Raw genomic sequence first — 19810 nt, 5'->3', positions numbered from 1 at the left:
GACACATTTTGCCTTTCAAAATTATTCCATCAAATATTTATGAATGGACTTTTGACAAAGATGTAGCAAATGTTGGTGACGACAACTACATTGAATATATTGAAGCATGGGAAGTTGAAAACGGAATTTGCTTAGAGTTCGCTACACCTGCGACTTTTCGACTTGTTACAAATAGCCTTGAAATTGAAGAACAAGAGCTAATAAAAACAATATTTAAGCCTTGGACAAGTGAGAAGGAAATATATTTGACCGCTGACCTTTCTGAAGTTCCAAGACCTTTATTTTGGAAAGAAAAATTAAGCAAATACGGACATGACATTTTGTTTCGTTATTATTCAGGTGAAGAAAGACAACCAGAGCAAGTTCCTTATCCAGACTATCAAGGTTACTATATACAACTTGCGGACAGAATTAGCTCGACACAAGAAGGTATTTTTCTCAAGTATATAAAAGTAGAGAACGGAAAATTTAGTTTGAATTTTGAGAACAAGGACGATGAATTGAAAGATGTTTGGAACGACTTAACAGCAATTCTTGCAGACTTTCCCAATGCTCAAATCAAAAGCGGAAATTGCGAGTTTACCGGGACAAGATGGAAACAATATTTAGCTGACAAACTATTACCGACAACAGAATGACAGGAAGCACAGCATATAACGGGAGAGTATAACATAAACTGTATCAACCAATTTAATCGGCTCGTGCCCTTCATCTATTGGTGGAGCAGTCATCCAAAATAAAGAAACTTAGAGTTTTTCGACCTCTTCGACAGAAAGCCCTGTGCCCTTAGCAATATCAGCTATAGGTAGCCCCATTTCCTTAAATGCTTTAGCGGTTTCAAGAGCTCTTTTACGCTCTCCTTCTGCTAGTCCTTTGGCTTTACCTTCTGCTAGTCCTTTGGCTAGACCTTCCGCTAGACCTTCTGCTAGGCCTTTAGCGTGACCTAAAGCTTCTCCGGATTTCTTGGCCGAATTAAATACGCTCTCAGCATCACGCTTATGTTTTAAACTTGCTTCGTATGACATTAGCTCCTCCTCCGTTAGTTTACCTATCTCTCCTATCTCAAAGATAAGACCAAATATTCTTTTATCCAAAAATGTTGGCAATCTATCCATGGTACTCAAGTGTTTAAGTAAGTACAACCACTGATCCATAACTGTCTTTAGTTCTTCTGGCTGTTTATTAAATAATGGAAGCGAAATCATTTTATATCCCAATTTATCATAGAATATTTCTTTGGTCAATTTGTCACACAGCGCAACATCATAGAAATAAGGCCGCTCTGTGACACGAGATATACCGGTACTACCATTTCTATCCATGTGAAACTCCAAAATACCAATAAAGTAAACCTCCGGTAGGTAATAATCACTACCCTTCTTACCTCGCGCTAATTGTTTATTGATGAGACGTGAGGTATAGTACACTGCACGGTCCTTAAAAAATTCTTGAAAGAGCTGCTGCATCTCAATGATGAAAACCTCACCATCGCTGCCGATACAATGTAAATCAAATACAACACGACGCATTTCCTCATAATCACCATCATGTTCTACAGGCTTATATCTTAGATCCGAAATTATCTTCTCTCCCTGAAACAGACTATTGAGAAACTCAATCAGTAAGATTTTGTTGTCCTCCCTACCAAAGTAAAATTTCCAACCGAAATCGGTACGTGGATCTACATACCTACCCAAATGTTTTTTTGATCTAGCCATAATATTTATTAATTGATTATCAGACAAATATATAACAATAAATTGATTATCGCTAACATATTTAGTAAAAAAAACAAGTACATTATATTGATAGTCAATCACATGAGCTGAAAAATTACAGACAGACTATTCTTTATCAAATTTTATGAGTTCTTTAGTATGTAATAAATTAGCACAATAACCTAGTAAATAATATCGATTATGTATGAATTACTTTTAATCACTTTTCTTAGCGTTTGATAGTGAATTATATTAGACTAAAGTAGCCCTTTGCTAAGCGCTAATCTCCAGCAAAGCTGTTTAGGTTTTTTTCCAATCTCCATTATTATTTAGACGATCAGATATATGTTGATTTAGCATTAACTTTTTTTCTTATTTTTGAAATTATTGCAGATTTGCGAGGTGGAAAGTTAAAAATGAAGGAATTATTTCAAACGTTCAAACCAAAAAATCCTATAGTCAAAAAGTATGTTGATTATTACTATTTGGACATTAAACCAAATAATGTGATCAATAAATTCCTATGTTTCCCCCATTTTAATAATACAATTTCAATTTATAGATATCATGTGAGATTGGAAAATGGAGAAATAAAATTTGATGATAACGCAAACCCATTTCAGATTTTCACCCCTATTCGGCAAAAAGTACTTAATGTAAAACAATCTGGAACAGTTTACAGAATCGTCCTTGTATTTCATCCTTTAGGTATCCAGCAATTTTACGAAAATTTAAATTTTGCAGATTATATAACAGATTACGAGTTTTTCAGTCCAGAAGAACTAAAAGAAATCTTTTCTACAACTCAAACAAAACATATTTCAGATTTTTTAGACAACGCTTTATTACATCGTTTTAAAAAATTTGAGAGCCCAATTTTAGAACAAGCAATTCAATATATTTTCAGTAATGACGAGAAAATATCTGTCACAGAACTTTCAACTTACATTGGAATCAGCAGACAACATTTAAACAGATTATTTCAATTTCATTTGGGAGTTTCCATAAAAAAATTTTACGAAATAGTTCTTTTTAGGCAGTCCGTCAACAAGAAACTTTTTGAGAACCCTGAAAGTAGCTTCACTGAAATTGCTTATGAGTTTAATTTCAGCGACCAATCTCATCTTAATAAAATCTATAAAAATCTGGTTGATAATTCACCTAGAAACTTTTTTAGCAAAGGAACTATTTTAGGAAAAGAAGATACTTTTTGGCATCTGGATCCTTAACGAGTAAAGTTCCATTTTTACAAGTTCGAGTAAAGTTCCATTTTTACAAGTTTCCGAAATAGTTTGTCTGTAGATTTGCCTGATTAAATTTTGATTTATGAAATATTGTATTGTTTTATTTTTAGTTCTGTTAAGTTTATTTGCCCAAGCACAGGAAAATTATTCAACTTTGATTCGAAAAGCGGTCGAAAACAAAAAAAAAGCAAAAGATTCAATTGCGTATCTGCATGCATTAGGATTATACGAGGATGCATTTGCGCGCTTTCCGGATAGTATAGATCAATTTAGCCGCTATAACGCTTCAATCTTAGCCTATAAATTGAATAATAAAGATAAAGCATTTACCTATTTATCTGCGCTGGCAAAGAAGGAAACCGACTGGAAAACTTATCCCGCTTGGAATTATATCATTAGAGATTATGCTTCGGAAGAATATAAAGATCTAATAGGTCACCCAAGATGGCAAATTTTGAAAAGTGATGCTATTAAAAATAAAGATCGTTTTTACAGCCAATTAAAAGTAAAGGAAGATGAATTTTTCAGCATAGAGCCAACTAACCTAGATAAATTTCAGGATGAAAAATCTCTTTATGAGAAAATAAAAAACTTTAATCCCTATAAAGCGAAAAAGAATCAGGATTATTCTATTTCATTCAAAATAAACGATTCAACCAAAACTTCGTTTTTTATTCATTTGCCAAAAAATTACAATCCTAAAAAGAGGTATCCCCTGCTTTTCTTTCTTCATGGTGCAGTAAGAAGTAATGCGTTGATTGATTATCAATTTGCCGATTGGAATTTAGGCGGCTGGAATAGGTATTACACAAATTATGCAGAGCAAAATGATGTCATTTTAGTCTTTCCAAAAGGGAGCAGGCAATACAATTGGATGACATCAAATGAGGGCTTTTTTATGATTCCCGAAATGCTTGAAAGTATCAAGAAAGCAGTGAACGTTGATGACAATAAAGTTTTCATTTCGGGACATTCTAACGGAGGAACGGGTTCGTTTTCATATCTGATGAAACAACCTACACAATTTGCAGGTTTTTACGGATTTAACACTTATCCAAAAATTTTCACTGGTGGTACTTTCGTTGAAAATATTAAAAACCGTTCATTTATCAATTTTTCAACAGATGAGGATTATTATTATCCACCAAACGCAAATGATGATTTAACAAAATTAATGCACGGAATAAATGCCGATTACAAAGATTATCGGTACAATGGATTTCCGCATTGGTTTCCACAATTTGACGAATCTGAACCAGCTTATCAGATTCTTTTTAACGACCTAAAACCCCGAAAGAGAAACCCTTTTCCGAAAGAAATATCTTGGGAATTCGATGATGAAAAATACGGAAATATTGATTGGTTTTCTGACATAAAATTAGATACCTTAAGCCAAAAATCAAATTGGCACAAAGAGCTAAATTTTAAAATCAGCCAATGGTTGAAATATGACAAAAACGATAGCTTAGTTGTTCAGGAAGTTGATAAAAAAGCTTTTGATTTTCCAAGAAAATCAGGAAAAATAAAAGCTGAATATCAAAACAACATTTTCAGAATTAAAACTTCATCTATTAAATCATTTTCAATCAATATTTCGCCTGAAATGGTCAATCTGAAGAAGAAAGTAAAGGTTTACGTAAATGGTAAATTGTATTTCAATGAAAAAGTAAAGTACAATCGTGAATATATGTTGCAGAACTTTGAAAACAACCAAGACCGAGAACAAATTTGGATAAATCGTATTAACCTTAATATATCCTAAAATATGTACGCGTCCTTTTCATCAAAAGGTTGTTAAAAAGAATATATACAGCTCTTAATTTCAAGATGATGACGCATTGTTAAGGCTACGGTATGGGTTCGAAAGAAGAGTTGGCTACGCGGAAGAACAGTCGATTCGTTCGGCAGTTTTAACAAATTAAAAAAAAGGCCTCCTGAAATGCAGGTCTAAATCAATGCACAGCTTGGAGCGAATCTTGCGAGAGGAGCCAATATGGTAGGAACTAATCCTGGGACTGGAGTGAAGAACTGGGATACTAATTGTAAATAAATTCAGATGCGAAAGGGACAAATAACAGAGCAGTTAAAAGAGTATTATCCGGAGGGTCTTACTCTCGACGATATCATCGCTTATTCCGCTTCAGAAGCTTACAATAACCGGAAACAATGTATTGAATCAGCCTGGTCAGACCGCGGGCAATGGGAACAATTAAAAGAGTCCCTTACCGACCTGTCTGCTGAAATCTGGGACTATTCCTTCTTAGGGGGAAGCCCTTCATATCACTTTTCCTTCCGCCTTGAGCAGAATGAAGACATCTTATACTCTTTATTTGTTAGTGTTATTTTACCCTATTATGCGATCAGGATAATGCGCCTCCCCAATCGGAAAAAATCATTTGCCCCTGTAAGCGACACTGATTTTTAGGCATTTGAAAAGCTGAAAAAGAAAGTAAAAAATGTTTTCCCCGAGCATCTGATAATTAAAGACGATAGGTTGCTACAAACAAAGGTTGATATCTTCGAGGCAGATGGGGAAAATCCTCCATCAATACAGCACCTTTTATTCTCGACGATAGAAACATAGTTACAGCAGTACTTTTCCGCAGCATTTAAGAATACTGAAAAGGTCAAATTCAAAGCAGGCATACATGTTGCCTGCTTTGATTATTCTAAAAGAATGCCGTCTCATAGGGCTGTAAATTAAGCATTTTATTTTTGTATATTTAAAAGAGAATGAATGGGATTGATACCATTTAAGTCAATTCATATAAAGCGAAAATTATGATAACAATTGACAATTATCTTGACAATCATTACATCCACCGAAGCAATTGGCTCAGGGCGGCCGTGCTCGGAGCCAATGACGGTATTATCTCTATTTCCAGCCTAGCCATTGGCGTCGCTGCTGCCAGCTCGATAAGAGAGCCAATAATACTGGCTACCGTAGCAGGCCTTGTTGCCGGTGCCTTATCCATGGCAGCCGGAGAATATGTGTCTGTTAGCTCGCAGACAGATACGGAAAGAGCGGATATCGAGCGTGAAAAAAAAGAACTGGAAGAAAATCCGAATGAGGAGCTACAAATTTTGGCGCAGATATATGAGCGCCGTGGCTTAAAAAAAGAGACCGCAATGCAAGTTGCTTTGGAGCTCACGGAAAAAGATGTACTAGCTACTCATATTAGGGATGAACTTGGCATAAACGAAATAAGTAAGGCAAAGCCTATACAGGCAGCACTTGCATCAGGAGCCTCATTTACCGTGGGTGGAATTTTACCGCTATTCGTTATTCTTTTTGCTCCGATGAATGGAATGGAATATTGGTTGTATGGATTTACATTGTTCTTTTTGATCCTTTTAGGTGCTGCTGCTGCAAAAACCGGTGGATCAAGTATCCTAAAAGCAATTATCCGTATAACGTTGTGGGGAACAATAGCGATGGTACTTTCTGCATGTGTAGGATATCTCTTTGGACAATAAAACTTGTGGACAACGTAAGAAATGTGAAAATGTTTATAGTACAATACATGCAATAGTATTTTTTTATAACTTTGTGTAGGATGAAAAAAATGCTTGCTATATGCTTTTTGACGATCTATATCGCCTCTGCAACAGAAATTGCGCAGTTGTTGCGGTTTCCATTGTTGATAGAGCACTATTTTGAGCATAAGGAAAAAAATCCAGCGATGTCTATCGTCGATTTTCTAGCGATTCATTATAATGGAGATCACCTGGAAAACCATCCACATGATGACGACTATGAAGAAGATCAAAAACTTCCATTCATGATGCATACGTCTTCATACTATGCTGTTTTTGTCTGCCCCCCCACTATAGAAGTGGAAATGCACAACTGCTCACTACCGAAGCAACATTCAACCACTCCAATCCATAACGATCGGTTTATAGACGATACATTTCTTAGTTCCATCTGGCAACCGCCAAAATTCTGTTAATACATTCCTCTTTTTATTAGGATAAAGACGTCCGCAGTTCAGCATCTTTCTTGACAGTAAATGCCTATAATTTCTGTATTGGAATACGGAAGCATTTTTCAATGTCAATATATTGCTGGTCATTCATGTCTTTGTCAAAACTTACGATTTAACAGAATCAAATTGATATGCTTACGAAAATTATTGAGTTCTCTGTAAAGAACAAACTCATTGTCATGCTTTTGATGTTGGCTTTGATCGGTGTAGGTGCTTATCAGGTAACGAAATTGCCTATTGATGCCGTACCCGATATCACCAATAATCAAGTGCAAGTCATTACAATAGCTCCATCCTTTGGAGCAACAGATATCGAAAGGCTAGTGACCTTTCCAATTGAACAGGCCAACAGTAATATTGCTGGATTACAGGAAATCCGGAGCTTTTCGCGATTTGGACTATCCTTGGTGACCATTGTCTTTGATGACAACATTGATATCTATTGGGCCAGGCAACAGGTAGCTGAGCGTCTGCAACAGGTACAACAGGAAATCCCACCAGGTATAGGTTCGCCGCAATTAGGTCCTATTTCTACAGGTCTTGGCGAAATATACCAATATGTTATTCGCCCCGAGCAGGGATACGAGCGTACATATAATGTAACCGAACTGCGTACAATTCAGGACTGGATCGTCAGACGGCAGCTGCTGGGTGTTAAAGGCGTAGCCGAAGTCAGCAGTTTTGGCGGCAAACTTAAACAATATGAGATCGCTGTAAACCCCAACAGGCTAAATGCTTATGGGATTACCATTAACGACGTCTTTGATGCCCTCAACACCAACAATCAGAATACTGGCGGTGCTTATATCGAAAAAGGACCGACAGTGCTTTACATCCGAAGTGAAGGATTGGTTGGCACGATTGAAGACATTCAGAATATTGCAATCACAGGGAAACAAAATGACGTACCGATTTTCATGCGGGATGTAGCCGATGTACGTTCGGGATTTGCAACGCGATACGGTGCCATGACCTACAATGACAATGGTGAGGTGGCTGGAGCCGTCGTCATGATGCTTAAAGGAGCCAACAGTAGCCAAGTGATTGCGGACGTCAAGGCCAAGGTAGAGGAAATCCGAAAAACCCTACCCAAAGGAGTCGTCATCGAGTCTTTTCTAGACCGTACCAAAATGGTCAATAATGCCATCAGCACGGTGCAGACAAATCTCCTGGAAGGCGCACTTATTGTGGTCTTTGTGCTAGTTCTCTTTTTGGGCAACATACGTGCCGGATTGCTCGTAGCTTCCGTAATTCCGTTAGCCATGCTTTTTGCAATCTGCATGATGAATCTTTTTGGGGTAAGTGGTAATCTGATGAGTCTTGGTGCACTCGATTTCGGATTAATCATTGATGGCGCAGTCATTATTGTTGAATCGGTCATGCATCAGCTTATACAACAGCAACGATTCAAAGCCCTACTCAAAGTACCCGCTTCTGAAATGGATGATTTGGTAACAGCATCAGCCGGTCGCATGATGAACAGTGCTGTCTTTGGACAGATCATTATTCTGATCGTTTACCTTCCGATCTTAACGTTGCAAGGAATCGAAGGTAAAATGTTCAAGCCTATGGCCGAAACTGTTGCTTTTGCTCTATTGGGTGCATTCCTACTATCGCTCACCTATATACCGATGATGAGTTCATTTGTACTTCGTTCAAAAAGTAACAGACCGTCGCTTTCGGATAAGCTGATGAAGAGACTGGAAAAGTTTTACCTGCACACACTATTCAAAGTACTGCGAATTCCAAAAATAATTTTTACACTGGTTATTTTTCTTTTTATAGGAGCTATAGTGATACTCAGCCAGCTAGGCGGGGAATTTATTCCTTCACTGGAGGAAGGTGATTTTGCGGTAGATACCCGTGTCCTCCCAGGAAGCAACCTGACTACGACCATTGAAAGCACACAGAAAGCTGCACATATCTTAAAGAGCAGATTTCCGGAAGTAGAAAAGGTAGTCACCAAAATTGGTAGTGGTGAGGTGCCGACCGATCCTATGCCGATGGAGGCCTCGGATATGATGGTTATTTTAAAAGACAAAAAGCAATGGACTTCGGCACATACCTTTCCTGAACTTGCTACAAAAATGAGCGAAGCATTGAAAGATGTCCCCGGTATCACCGCGGGTTTTCAGTACCCCGTCCAAATGCGGTTCAATGAGCTGATGACGGGTGCACGTCAGGACGTTGTCCTGAAAATATTTGGAGACAACCTGGATTCCCTGACCTTACATGCTCAAAAAATAGGTAAAATAATCGAACAGGTCCAGGGAACCCAGAATCTCTACATCGAACCGATTGCTGGACTTCCGCAAGTTGTTATATCTTATAATCGCCCCGTAATTGCACAGTATCACCTCTCGATCGATGAAGTAAATAGAACCATCAATGCGGCTTTTGCCGGGCAGCGAACAGGCTTGGTATTCGAGGGTGAGAAACGCTTCGACATGGTTGTACGGCTTGCTGCCAGAGACCGGAATAACATTTCTGATATCCGTAACCTTTTAATACCTACTCCCATGGGAAACCAAATTCCATTGTCCCAATTGGCCAGTGTAAAGATTGTACAGGGCCCTAACCAGATCCAACGGGAAAATGCGCAACGGCGGATTGTTGTCGGATTTAATATCAACGGTCGAGACGTACAAAGTATCGTTCATGAATTACAAGCTAAGATTGAAAAAGAAATCAAACTTCCAACTGGATACTCCATCAAATATGGCGGCTCTTTTGAAAACCTCAATAACGCCAAACACCGCTTGTTGATTGCTGTGCCAATTGCGTTAGCGCTAATTTTTATACTCTTATTCCTTGCATTTAAATCTGTTAGAGAAAGCTTATTGGTCTATACCGCTATACCATTATCAATTATCGGTGGTGTGTTCTTATTGGCGCTGCGGGGAATGCCTTTTAGCATTAGTGCCGGAGTTGGATTTATTGCGCTATTTGGGGTCGCTGTGCTCAATGGCATCGTATTAATATCTGAATTTAACCGACTTCGAAAAAGCGGCATCCGTAATATTGTGCGTATTGTCGTTGATGGTGGCGAAAATCGATTACGTCCTGTTTTAATGACTGCATCGGTAGCCTCACTGGGATTTATTCCTATGGCGCTGAGCAACGGAGCTGGAGCTGAAGTACAGCGCCCTTTGGCAACTGTGGTTATTGGCGGTCTGCTTATTGCGACACTATTAACTTTATTTGTGCTTCCACTGCTTTTCGTAACGATGGAACGCGGTTTTAAACCGCGTAAACTAAAAGGAAAGCAAATTATACCGCTTGTGATAGCCCTTGTTGTCTTTGCAACAGAAAAATCTACAGCGCAGTCCAAGATCACTTTGGATCAATCCATTGAACTTGCGCTCCAAAATAACCGAAACATAAAAATTGAAAAACTGCGTGAAGCTTATGCCAAGGCACTGATAGCGACATCCACTGCTGATATTCCGCCGACGGATGTCAGCTTAGATTACGGGCAGATCAATAGCGCTTACCAGGATACAAAAATCAGTATCAGTCAACGTTTTGGATTTCCTACCGTCTACAGAAGGCAACGTGCACGCTATACCGAAGAATGGAAAAAAAGCCAGCTGAATGTCAACCTCAAAGAGTTTGAGCTGAAAAAGGCTGTTAGCCTTACCTACTATAACATATTATATTGGCAGCAAAAGGAAAAACTTTTGAGCGAGGCATTGTCCCTTTATAGCGGCTTCCTCGACAAAACCATCCTCCGTAAGAAGGCAGGAGAAAGCAATGTGCTGGAAAGCGCAACTGCGTCAAATCAAAAGGCTGCAATCACAATCCAATTGAGACAGGTAGGTGATGAAATAAATGTCCTTCAACTACAATTTCAATGGTTGCTAAATACACCAGAAGCCTACACCCCTACCCTAGTAGAAAAGGCTACTTTCGTTCAGTCATCGGTAGCCGATCACCCTTTACTCAAAGTGCTACAACAAGAAAAGATAGTTGCAGCGCACACAACTGCAGTGGAAAAATCCCGACTGCTTCCCCAACTATTGCTAGGCTACAATTTGAATAGTTTTAAAGGTGCAGGGCCTGATAACAGAATCTACGACGCGAGTCCAAGATTTCATTCGGTGCAGATAGGGCTCTCCATACCGGTATTTTCCAGCGGACAGCGTGCTCGGATCGAAACGGCACGTCTGGCTGAAACCATTGCAAGCGAGGAACTTCAAAATGCACAGTCTGTGCTTGAAAAACGGACCCAAGAATTCGCCCAACGCTATCTGACCAGTCTTGCTATTGTCGATCAATATGAATCCGAGGGGATCAAAAATGCAGCAATAGTTTTTGACACAGCGCAGAAGCAGTTTTCCAATGGAGCCATTGACTATCTCGAATTTGTCACTTTAATAAACCAGGCAATCGCGCTTAAAAGTAGCTATACAGATGCATTGTGGCAGCTCAATGAAAATGCCATTCAGCTTCATTACATCATGATAAATCAATAGAAATGAAAACGAAAAATATGTTTGTCCAATATATAGTCCTTATGTTGGCAATAACTGGCATCTCTTGCCAGGGCAATAAGGGTGACACCTCACCGTCATCAGCAAAGCCGAAGGACGAAACTCTTGTCTCCTTAACGGAAGCGCAACTGCACAATACCCAAATAGAAACGATAACGCTTTCGGACCAGCCGATAGCCAGCATCTTAAAACTGAATGGGAAAATTGATGTACCGCCTCAGAATTTGGTGTCGGTAAGTATTCCTTTGGGAGGATACTTAAAGAGTACCAGCCTGCTGCCAGGCATGAAAGTAGCAAAAGGTGATATTATTGCCATCGTCGAAAATCCGCAGTTTATCCAACTGCAACAAGACTATCTTGCCGCCCAGTCGAAACTACAATTTGCCCAGCTCGACTATAGACGTCAAAATGAACTCAACCAGAGTCAGGCAAGCAGTGATAAAGTAACGCAACAAGCACAGGCCGAAATGAACAGCCAGCAAATAACAATGAACGCAATTGCCAGACAGCTGGAACTCATTCATATTCAACCTAGCACAGTTGCTGCTGGGAATATCCGTAAAAGTGCTCCAGTATACAGCACGATCGACGGCTATGTCAGTAAAGTCAATGTCAATATCGGAAAATATGTAAATCCTTCGGATGTCCTCTTTGAATTGATCAACCCAACGGACATCCATTTAAATCTGAAAGTTTATGAAAAGGACCTTGAACAGCTGCATGCAGGACAAACGCTACTAGCTTACTCCAATGCTAATCCGAATAAAAAGTACTCGGGTAAAATACATTTGATCGGCAAGGATGTCGATCCCACAGGTATGACAGATGTCCATTGCCATTTGGATAAATATGATCAGGATCTGGTACCCGGGATATATATGAATGCTGAAATTCAAACAACAACGAGCTTGGGACAGGCTCTGCCGGAAGAATGTATCGTAGACTTTGAAGGAAAAAGTTATGTATTCGTCTCGGAAGGAAACAGAAACTATCGTCTGACAGCAATATCCGCTGAGGAGCCCCAAAAAGGCCTAGTGAAGGTGTTGAACGCGCGAGATTTTGTAGGTAAAAGAATCGTTAGTAAGAATGCTTATACGCTGTTGATGCAATTAAAAAACACAACCGAAGGAGAAGATTAATAAAATCGCTATGAAAACATTAATAAATACGTTGGTACTAACACTGTTGTGTTATACCGCTCACGCGCAGAATCGACTGGATGTTGCTAAAAAGCAGGCACTAGCTCAACATGGACTTATATTGCTCAATTTTTCCGGTTCCGACTGGTGCATTCCCTGTATAAAGTTGCATAAAGAGATCATTGAAACGGAGCAATTCAAACAACTCGTTAACGAACATATCGTTGTCTTTCTTAATGCCGACTTTCCAAGAAGCAAAAAAAATCAACTGCCGGCAGAACTGAAAAAAGAGAATGCGAATCTTGCAGATCAATATAATCCTACGGGCATATTTCCCTATACCTTGTTACTGGATGCCAATGGGAAAATTTTAAAGAGCTGGGCCGGCTTCCCCCGGGAAGATCGCTCTGCTTTTTGTGATGAGATCAGGACAGTTTACCACCAAATAACACGGCCATGAAAAAAGAATTTCGACGTGGACTCAAACTCATGGGTAATCATTTTGAGCTAACAGTCGTTGATGAAAATGAGGTGAAAGCTAACGCCCATATTGATGCGGTTATTGCAGAAATACAACGGATAGAGCGATTATTGACCACCTTTAATCAAGACAGTCAAACCAACCTGGTCAACCGTTATGCGGGCATCCGTCCTGTCAAAGTTGACCGGGAAATCTTCCAACTTATCAAAAGAAGTCTACGGATTAGTCGTCTAACCGATGGCTATTTTGATATTACCTACGGAAGCATTGATAAGAGCCTTTGGAATTTTGATCGCAGTATGCCATGTCTTCCTGAGGCAGAAACTGTTGAACGCAATTTGAGTTTAGTGAACTACAGCAATATAGTACTCGATGATGAGGCAAGTACGGTATTTTTAACAAAGCAGGGCATGCGTATCGGTTTTGGAGGCATCGGAAAAGGATATGCGGCCGAAATGGGGAAAACATTATTACAGCAGCGGGGCGTAGATTCGGGTGTCGTAAATGCCTCTGGCGACCTTACCGTCTGGGGAAATCAGGCTAATGGAAAACCATGGACCATCGGAATTGCCAATCCGGAGCAGGCAGGCCTTCCCTTTTCCTATATGAATATCACGGATACTGCTATAGCAACATCGGGGAACTATGAAAAATTCGTCCTGATAGACGGTAAAAAGTATTCCCATACCATTAACCCAAAAACAGGAATGCCCATAAGCGGCATAAAAAGTGTTACGATCATCTGCCCGAATGCTGAAATTGCAGATGCGCTGGCAACACCGGTAAGCATCATGGGCGTCCAAAATGGTATTAAGCTCATCAATCAGATTCAACAGGTAGAATGTATTATCATCGATGATGAAAACCAAATTTATTCATCCCATAAAATTCACTTCAAATGAAAAACAAAAGCAATAAGATATACTGGAGCCTCGCTATGATCTTACCACTGATAATGGCCTCCTCCTGCAGTACAGTAAAGGAATACGAAAAAAATAAACTCAATGATGCTGAAATGAGGTTGGGCAACCGACATGTCGAAAAGACTGAACTCAGTTTTCAGTCTTATAGAGAAGGTTCTTCTGGCGCAAACGCTGGAAAGGTTGGCGGCGGTTGTGGCTGTAATTGAAATAATACCTGTTTTTTAAAACGCTATTAAATGAAAAAAGTATTTCTTAGTGTTGCGGCCCTCGTGGGTCTGCTGCACGCAAAAGCACAGGAAAACAAACCTGCCGAAAAATCGAGGAAGCTGACTTTTGAAGAGGCAAATCTTGTCTCAAGTTATTACCATCAGGACGGCAACAATTCGGCAGTGACCGGTGGTATCGGTTCAGAAAAATTAACAGATATCTCCAATAATATTGAGGTGGTTCTCTTAAAATATGACAAGAAAGACCGAAAAAATAAATTCACATTCAATATCGGACTGGACCATTATACTTCGGCATCTTCAGATATGATCGATCTCAAGGCCAATTCTTCTGCTTCACATGCCGATAATCGAATCTATCCCTCAATTTCTTGGTCTCGGGAAAATGAAAAGAAAGGATCGACATTGATGGGTGGAATATCTCTTTCTTCAGAATTCGACTATCAATCCTACGGTGCCAATATTGGTTTTGCGCAAAAAACCAAAAACAGAATGGGCGAATTTACAGCACGATTCCAAACCTACCTCGACCAGGTAAAGCTGGTCACACCTATCGAGCTACGATCGAATACCAACCTTGGTTCGGATGGAAGAGAGCATGATAATAACTATGGTTCAAGTGGTAGGAACACCTATGCGCTCTCACTAAGCTATTCGCAGATTATCAACAGCAATTTTCAGGTTGAATTTTTGGCTGATGCCGTAAAACAATCAGGTTTTTTGAGTTTGCCCTTTCATAGGGTCTATTTTACAGATGGCACAGTGCATCAGGAAGCGCTACCCGATAGACGATTTAAAATACCATTGGGTATGCGGGCAAATTATTTCTTCGGCGAACAGTTCATCATGCGTGCCTATTATCGTTATTACACAGACGACTGGGGAATAAAGTCCAACACAGCAAGTATAGAAATGCCGATAAAGCTTTCGCCATATGTTTCACTAAGTCCTTTTTACCGGTATTACCGCCAAACTGCCGCCAAATATTTTGCGGCATATCAGCAACACACCGGATTGGACGATTACTACACCAGTAACTATGATCTATCTCAATTCAGCAGTAATTTCTATGGTGCCGGCGTCCGTTTGAATCTCCCCAATGGACTTTTCGGTATCCGTAAATTGGATATGCTGGAGCTGCGGTACGGACATTACACCAAATCTGTGGGGATGAAGTCGGATATTATTTCACTAAATCTTAGATTTAAATAATTGTCAGGCTAAAATCTTATCCAAAATGAGGGTGCCATAATTGACACCCTTTTTTAATGGTACAGTTCGGAAAATTAAAGCCAGCAATCGCTTTGGCAATTATGATTTACTACTGTAAATGTACTTATAAAGTTGAAATGCGGCAGTGATTAATATAACGATCAAGATAATATACCGGAATGTCTTTTCTGATGTTCCTCGTAATATCAGTTTGCCAAAATAACTTCCTAAAATGCTTATACCAATCAAAAATGGGATGTAAATTATATGTTTGCTGGTAAAATATCCATTGTGTATATATACAACTGCTCGGCTTAGATCAACACCCAGATCAATCAAAGCGGAAGTGGCGATAAATACATCTTTTGGCAATTGAAACGCTGCTAAGGTAATCCCCCTAATGGCTCCGCCGGTACCTGCAATCCCGGCTATGAATCCAGAAGTGACGCCGCCAAGGAAGAGGTTTGAATTTGATGGATTTATTGGCCTGTCTGACTTAAATATTAAAAATAAAGCCATGAAGACCAAAATGATGTTCATCCCCAACTCGATTTGTTGAATCGGTAAATATTTGGTGATGATAGCGCCCAATATGACAAATATAACGGCCGGAATACCAAGCTTGATAGCAATATCCAGACGGATGCCCTTTCTGAATAATGCAATTTTTGACAAGTTGCTAAAAACATGAAATACAGCGGTAATACCCAATACTGTTTTAAAATTAAAGAATAGTGAGGCGATAGGAACTGTATATTACCTGTGCATTATCTATACATTATAAGCGAGTTACAAACTTTCACACAAATGTGTAGTTTTTTAATCTAGCAAAAATTTTACGATAAATAACTTTAGCTTTATTCCTATAAATCGTTAAAAGAAAAGTAAAATAGAAGTAATGAAAAGCCATTTTTTTACAAGAAACTTTATCTGGCTCCTTATCTTGCTGTTTATCGTAGTAAGTTGTCAGAAAGATTCGTCCCAAGTATTAGATAATGAAAATAAGCCGACTTTGGCTGATATAAAAGAATTTTATGCCAAAGAAGGAATATTTAAAAAGATCAATCCAAAAGATAACTTACCAATTCAATGGGAACCTTTATGGGATGAAGTAACTGTCCGTAAAGCAAACGATTCAGTTGAATATATGTTTGTTCCACTGCATCCATTTCTCAAGGAAGATAAGGAGAAAATTACGTTTTAAAAAGGTGGTAAGACATACTTACTCGTAAAAAATGGCAAAGAATTTTACAAAGGCTTTTTTTTCAATGATACGAAGGAAGAAATTACTGATCTCCGCTCCTTTACTGGAAAAATGTTATTCACAAATCTAAAAAGTAACGCTGCAAATTTGATAAAATACCGGAATGGTTCGCCTTATTTTGAAGGAGATGAAAATGTACAGAAAAAGAGGGCTTCATCAACGAAAATGGCATGGGAGCAAAATTGCAACTATCAAACGGTGGATTGTATCTATCAATCAGGAGGATATGGATGTGGTAGTGGTATAACTATCTATCATAGTCGAGATTGTTCTTACCCCTCATTTTGCGCCGGATATGGCTGGTCGCTTATTGATAGCCGAGATGAATATGTCTGTGAAAATGTCTGGGTCCCAGACGCACCTGGTACAGGCGATGGCGGAGGTGGCTCTGATGGAAGTGATATTGCAGACTTCAATGCTAAAATCGATGATACAAATCTTCCAGACTGTATGAAAGGCGTGTCGGATACACTTAAAATGCTGAATGGAAATTCTGTTGCTGATATAATCAAGAAATTTTCAGGAGAAATACCAGGGTATAATCTTAAGTTTGCTACAGAAAATTTTAACGACCCGATGAAAGCTGCTGGTACAAATCGAAATAATAACACAGGAGAAATAATTATAGCTTTCAATACCAATCCATTAGTTATAGGTAATGTTTCCGACTTAGCGTTTGCTACAACAATGCTTCATGAATCTATTCATGCTTACCTTACTGCATTTTTTTATGATGATGCGACGGCAGCAACAATGACTTATCCTCAATTATTTGAAAAGTATACAAAGAAAAAAGCTTTTTCAAATGGCGCTCAACATGAGACCATTGCTAGAGATTTTATTACAGATCTAGCCTCATCCATTAAAAATTACGGAGAATTAAAGGGTTATCATCTAGATAAGCAAATATATGATGATATAGCCTGGAAGGGTTTATTAGAAACGGATGCCTTTAAAAACCTTTCAGATGTAGATAAATCTCGAATTACAGATAGAATAATGGCTGAACAATATGATACTAGAAAAGACAAAGGAGTTACACAAAAAGGAGTTCGCATGGGTTGCTAGCATTCTTTTATTTTGGACATTGGCAAGTTGTGCAACGAAAAAGAATCTTGACGACTTTGCTGAAATTGATCGAAACAATTGCAGTAGTTTTAATCAGATGGGCAAAGGATATACGGAAAGCGAGGTAGCTCCATTAATACATGGAAAAGTAAGATTATGCTATAATAATGAAATAGTGCCTTACGCGAGAGTCTTTTTTCTTAAAAATGGCAGGGACACCATAGCTTCGCTTACCACAGACGAAAAGGGTGAATTTTCAAAACAAATCTCTCCAGATGGTTTTTGGGGAAAAGTAATTATAGAAAAATTTGGATCGAATTTGACAATTGATGAAGTGAGAATAGATGCATACTTTAAAGATTACTATATGGATATAAAATTACCAAGGCAACCTGCTTATATAAATGAAGTGGGCCCAAGAAAAGATCAGAAAAAGTTAAGAAAGGAAGTTGAAAAAGCAAGTCGAAAACATCAGTAAATAATTGCAATCTATCCACTCACTAACTTCAAGTGGGGAGGTTGATGTTATCTATTTTTTGAATGGGTAGCTTTTAAAGATCATCCACACCTGATCCGTCAACGTAAAATATTTTTGGTGCTTAGATCATTTACAGTCAAAAATCCGGTAACAGCAAACTTTTTGACAGCTAGTACTCCATGCTCAACAGCTAGAAATAATATTTTTTAAAAACCAAATAGGATTCGATATTGTATTAATAGTACTTTTCAAAAGCTTTAGCATTTGCAAATAATTATGCAACCTTTGGTAATCCACCTGTTGAAATAAATGAAACCTGGATAAAAAACCCAACTATCACCGTGACGAGCGCCGATGGTCAACCACAAACGATCAAACCATACGCAAACTTAGGCGATGGGAAAAACTGTCCGATCCATGGCGTATCCTCTAGCCCCAATTAATTGATAACAAATGAAGAATAACATTTTAACAATCTTGGGTATTTGTTTTTTAACATCTGCCTACAGTCAAAAAAAAGAAAAGGACTTATCGATACTACAGACTTTGGTCGAAAAAATACATTTGGATCTCCGTGATGTTGCAATGATGTCTGGTGTTCCAAGTAGGACATCTGCTACTTGGGCAAATTTGGTATATGTTCAACGGGGGGATTCCATAACAACTGTGCCGTTTGACAGTCTCACTTCTCCCAAATGGAATCGCTTTGAATATGATATAACGGTTGAATTCGACAGATTTACAGGGAATAGCACTCAAAATTTAAAGGGGGTAATTGTTCTAAAGCGTATCAGCCCTGAAAGAGAGGAAAAGCTCCGAAACTGGATGCTTAAAGAAAAGGAAAAGGCTTTGAAAAGATAAATCTTAAAGTCCGGTCGATATATACGGCTGGACTCATTATAGTGTTTATATTAATGGATGCTTACATAGGTTGTGAATTGCTTTCATTCTTTGGTTTAATTGTATGTAAATCCCACAGATAGTAATTATTCATTTATTTGAATATGTTGTTTAAAAGTTCCTTCCTGATAATACTTTCATTCCGGAATGCTAGTTTATTGCTTCAAATATTATTATCATGTTCACGAACACTCCAGATCAACCCCCTGTCTCGGTAATGACAGCATTCTATTATCAAAAAGTTTTTCCATGATCGTCCACACCTGTCGCACCGTCCGTTATCATTGCTGCAACTTGGGTGATTTCTAATTTTGGAAAAGACTTTATAATATTTATTCATTTATGAGGATGAGGAGTAACTCGGCCTTTTTTTGTTTTTAAAACCAAACAGGATTCGCCCCGCCCAGACTCAAGGTTTTTTTATTCCTCATAGCCCAACTCATCAAGGATAATAGTAAGTTCGTCGGTTGTCAACCAGCTCGTATTGTTACATAGCATTACCCAATTGCCATTTCGAAAATCTACATTCATTATAAAAAACCGATCAATCATAATTTGCAAGGTTCCACCGCCATGCAAAACAGAAACCTCAACCAATTGCTTCTGACCACACACGTCACATTCGAACTTTATATTCTTTTTCATCGAATATCGTCCTTTATCCACTTTAATTC

Annotated in this window: 19 protein-coding genes; 16 read left to right on the top strand and 3 right to left on the bottom strand. The window is 38.7% G+C overall.

Annotated elements, in window-relative coordinates; all coding sequences use genetic code 11:
* On the top strand, positions 1–638 hold a 638-nt coding region (locus B3E92_RS14250), incomplete at its 5' end, for a hypothetical protein (RefSeq protein WP_286897334.1).
* Between the two features lie 108 nt (positions 639–746).
* On the opposite strand, the gene B3E92_RS14245 is transcribed toward B3E92_RS14250, so the two are convergent.
* Complete coding sequence (locus B3E92_RS14245) at positions 747–1718, bottom strand: Rpn family recombination-promoting nuclease/putative transposase (protein WP_115049177.1); 972 nt, start codon at positions 1716–1718, stop codon at positions 747–749.
* 416 nt (positions 1719–2134) lie between these two features.
* Here B3E92_RS14245 and B3E92_RS14240 point away from each other — a divergent pair, with 416 nt between their 5' ends.
* The 11 genes from B3E92_RS14240 (at position 2135) to B3E92_RS14190 (ending at position 15426) form a co-directional block, all read left to right on the top strand.
* Complete coding sequence (locus B3E92_RS14240) at positions 2135–2947, top strand: helix-turn-helix domain-containing protein (protein WP_286897331.1); 813 nt, start codon at positions 2135–2137, stop codon at positions 2945–2947.
* Positions 2948–3044: 97 nt separating this feature from the next.
* Entirely contained in the window at positions 3045–4724 is a 1680-nt protein-coding gene (locus B3E92_RS14235) for an alpha/beta hydrolase-fold protein (protein WP_286897329.1), read from the top strand.
* Between the two features lie 294 nt (positions 4725–5018).
* A complete protein-coding gene (locus B3E92_RS14230; RefSeq protein ID WP_286897327.1) occupies positions 5019–5387 on the top strand; it encodes a hypothetical protein in 369 nt (122 codons plus the stop codon).
* Between the two features lie 356 nt (positions 5388–5743).
* Positions 5744–6439, top strand: a complete 696-nt coding sequence (locus B3E92_RS14225) for a VIT1/CCC1 transporter family protein (RefSeq protein ID WP_286897325.1) — start codon at positions 5744–5746, stop codon at positions 6437–6439.
* 80 nt (positions 6440–6519) lie between these two features.
* A complete protein-coding gene (locus tag B3E92_RS14220) occupies positions 6520–6915 on the top strand; it encodes a hypothetical protein (RefSeq protein WP_286897324.1) in 396 nt (131 codons plus the stop codon).
* 167 nt (positions 6916–7082) lie between these two features.
* Complete coding sequence (locus B3E92_RS14215) at positions 7083–11426, top strand: CusA/CzcA family heavy metal efflux RND transporter (protein WP_286897322.1); 4344 nt, start codon at positions 7083–7085, stop codon at positions 11424–11426.
* A gap of 2 nt (positions 11427–11428) precedes the next feature.
* On the top strand, positions 11429–12583 hold the full coding sequence (locus B3E92_RS14210; protein ID WP_286897320.1) for an efflux RND transporter periplasmic adaptor subunit: 1155 nt from the start codon (positions 11429–11431) through the stop codon (positions 12581–12583).
* 10 nt (positions 12584–12593) lie between these two features.
* On the top strand, positions 12594–13043 hold the full coding sequence (locus tag B3E92_RS14205) for a thioredoxin family protein (RefSeq protein WP_286897318.1): 450 nt from the start codon (positions 12594–12596) through the stop codon (positions 13041–13043).
* A complete protein-coding gene (locus B3E92_RS14200; protein ID WP_286897316.1) occupies positions 13040–13966 on the top strand; it encodes an FAD:protein FMN transferase in 927 nt (308 codons plus the stop codon). The genes B3E92_RS14205 and B3E92_RS14200 overlap by 4 nt, the downstream gene beginning before the upstream one ends.
* Entirely contained in the window at positions 13963–14193 is a 231-nt protein-coding gene (locus B3E92_RS14195) for a DUF4266 domain-containing protein (RefSeq protein WP_286897314.1), read from the top strand. The genes B3E92_RS14200 and B3E92_RS14195 overlap by 4 nt, the downstream gene beginning before the upstream one ends.
* A 30-nt stretch (positions 14194–14223) precedes the next feature.
* Positions 14224–15426, top strand: a complete 1203-nt coding sequence (locus B3E92_RS14190; protein ID WP_286897312.1) for a DUF3570 domain-containing protein — start codon at positions 14224–14226, stop codon at positions 15424–15426.
* Between the two features lie 99 nt (positions 15427–15525).
* Here the strand turns inward: B3E92_RS14190 and B3E92_RS14185 are convergent, their stop codons facing one another.
* A complete protein-coding gene (locus B3E92_RS14185) occupies positions 15526–16170 on the bottom strand; it encodes a sulfite exporter TauE/SafE family protein (protein WP_286897336.1) in 645 nt (214 codons plus the stop codon).
* Between the two features lie 154 nt (positions 16171–16324).
* Between B3E92_RS14185 and B3E92_RS14180 the strand changes: the two genes are divergently transcribed.
* From B3E92_RS14180 to B3E92_RS14165, 4 genes are all read left to right on the top strand, one after another.
* Positions 16325–16630: a hypothetical protein gene (locus B3E92_RS14180; protein WP_112376279.1), complete on the top strand. Its 306-nt coding sequence runs from the start codon at positions 16325–16327 to the stop codon at positions 16628–16630.
* A 111-nt stretch (positions 16631–16741) separates the two neighbouring features.
* The gene (locus tag B3E92_RS14175; RefSeq protein WP_286897310.1) at positions 16742–17758 is read left to right on the top strand and encodes a hypothetical protein; all 1017 of its coding nucleotides are present in this window, start codon (positions 16742–16744) and stop codon (positions 17756–17758) included.
* Positions 17703–18236 carry a hypothetical protein gene (locus tag B3E92_RS14170; protein WP_286897309.1) on the top strand — a complete coding sequence of 178 codons (534 nt, stop codon included), beginning with the start codon at positions 17703–17705 and terminating at the stop codon, positions 18234–18236. The genes B3E92_RS14175 and B3E92_RS14170 overlap by 56 nt, the downstream gene beginning before the upstream one ends.
* Positions 18237–18689: 453 nt before the next feature.
* A complete protein-coding gene (locus tag B3E92_RS14165; protein WP_070564582.1) occupies positions 18690–19097 on the top strand; it encodes a hypothetical protein in 408 nt (135 codons plus the stop codon).
* Between the two features lie 459 nt (positions 19098–19556).
* On the opposite strand, the gene B3E92_RS14160 is transcribed toward B3E92_RS14165, so the two are convergent.
* The coding region (locus B3E92_RS14160) for a hypothetical protein (RefSeq protein ID WP_286897308.1) at positions 19557–19810 on the bottom strand (254 nt) is incomplete at its 5' end.

The sequence above is a fragment of the Sphingobacterium sp. UBA6317 genome (assembly GCF_002440385.1).
Classification (GTDB): Bacteria; Bacteroidota; Bacteroidia; order Sphingobacteriales; family Sphingobacteriaceae; genus Sphingobacterium; species Sphingobacterium multivorum.
The sequence above is the reverse complement of the archived record's forward strand: the minus strand, read 5'-3'. Positions and strand labels throughout refer to the sequence as shown.

Bases quoted from the DNA above. Each gene is read 5' to 3' on its own strand.
- B3E92_RS14245 (WP_115049177.1), bottom strand. From the start codon at position 1,718: ATGGCTAGATCAAAAAAACATTTGGGTAGGTATGTAGATCCACGTACC.
- B3E92_RS14240 (WP_286897331.1), top strand. From the start codon at position 2,135: ATGAAGGAATTATTTCAAACGTTCAAACCAAAAAATCCTATAGTCAAA.
- B3E92_RS14235 (WP_286897329.1), top strand. From the start codon at position 3,045: ATGAAATATTGTATTGTTTTATTTTTAGTTCTGTTAAGTTTATTTGCC.
- B3E92_RS14230 (WP_286897327.1), top strand. From the start codon at position 5,019: ATGCGAAAGGGACAAATAACAGAGCAGTTAAAAGAGTATTATCCGGAG.
- B3E92_RS14225 (WP_286897325.1), top strand. From the start codon at position 5,744: ATGATAACAATTGACAATTATCTTGACAATCATTACATCCACCGAAGC.
- B3E92_RS14220 (WP_286897324.1), top strand. From the start codon at position 6,520: ATGAAAAAAATGCTTGCTATATGCTTTTTGACGATCTATATCGCCTCT.
- B3E92_RS14215 (WP_286897322.1), top strand. From the start codon at position 7,083: ATGCTTACGAAAATTATTGAGTTCTCTGTAAAGAACAAACTCATTGTC.
- B3E92_RS14210 (WP_286897320.1), top strand. From the start codon at position 11,429: ATGAAAACGAAAAATATGTTTGTCCAATATATAGTCCTTATGTTGGCA.
- B3E92_RS14205 (WP_286897318.1), top strand. From the start codon at position 12,594: ATGAAAACATTAATAAATACGTTGGTACTAACACTGTTGTGTTATACC.
- B3E92_RS14200 (WP_286897316.1), top strand. From the start codon at position 13,040: ATGAAAAAAGAATTTCGACGTGGACTCAAACTCATGGGTAATCATTTT.
- B3E92_RS14195 (WP_286897314.1), top strand. From the start codon at position 13,963: ATGAAAAACAAAAGCAATAAGATATACTGGAGCCTCGCTATGATCTTA.
- B3E92_RS14190 (WP_286897312.1), top strand. From the start codon at position 14,224: ATGAAAAAAGTATTTCTTAGTGTTGCGGCCCTCGTGGGTCTGCTGCAC.
- B3E92_RS14180 (WP_112376279.1), top strand. From the start codon at position 16,325: ATGAAAAGCCATTTTTTTACAAGAAACTTTATCTGGCTCCTTATCTTG.
- B3E92_RS14175 (WP_286897310.1), top strand. From the start codon at position 16,742: ATGTTATTCACAAATCTAAAAAGTAACGCTGCAAATTTGATAAAATAC.
- B3E92_RS14170 (WP_286897309.1), top strand. From the start codon at position 17,703: ATGATACTAGAAAAGACAAAGGAGTTACACAAAAAGGAGTTCGCATGG.
- B3E92_RS14165 (WP_070564582.1), top strand. From the start codon at position 18,690: ATGAAGAATAACATTTTAACAATCTTGGGTATTTGTTTTTTAACATCT.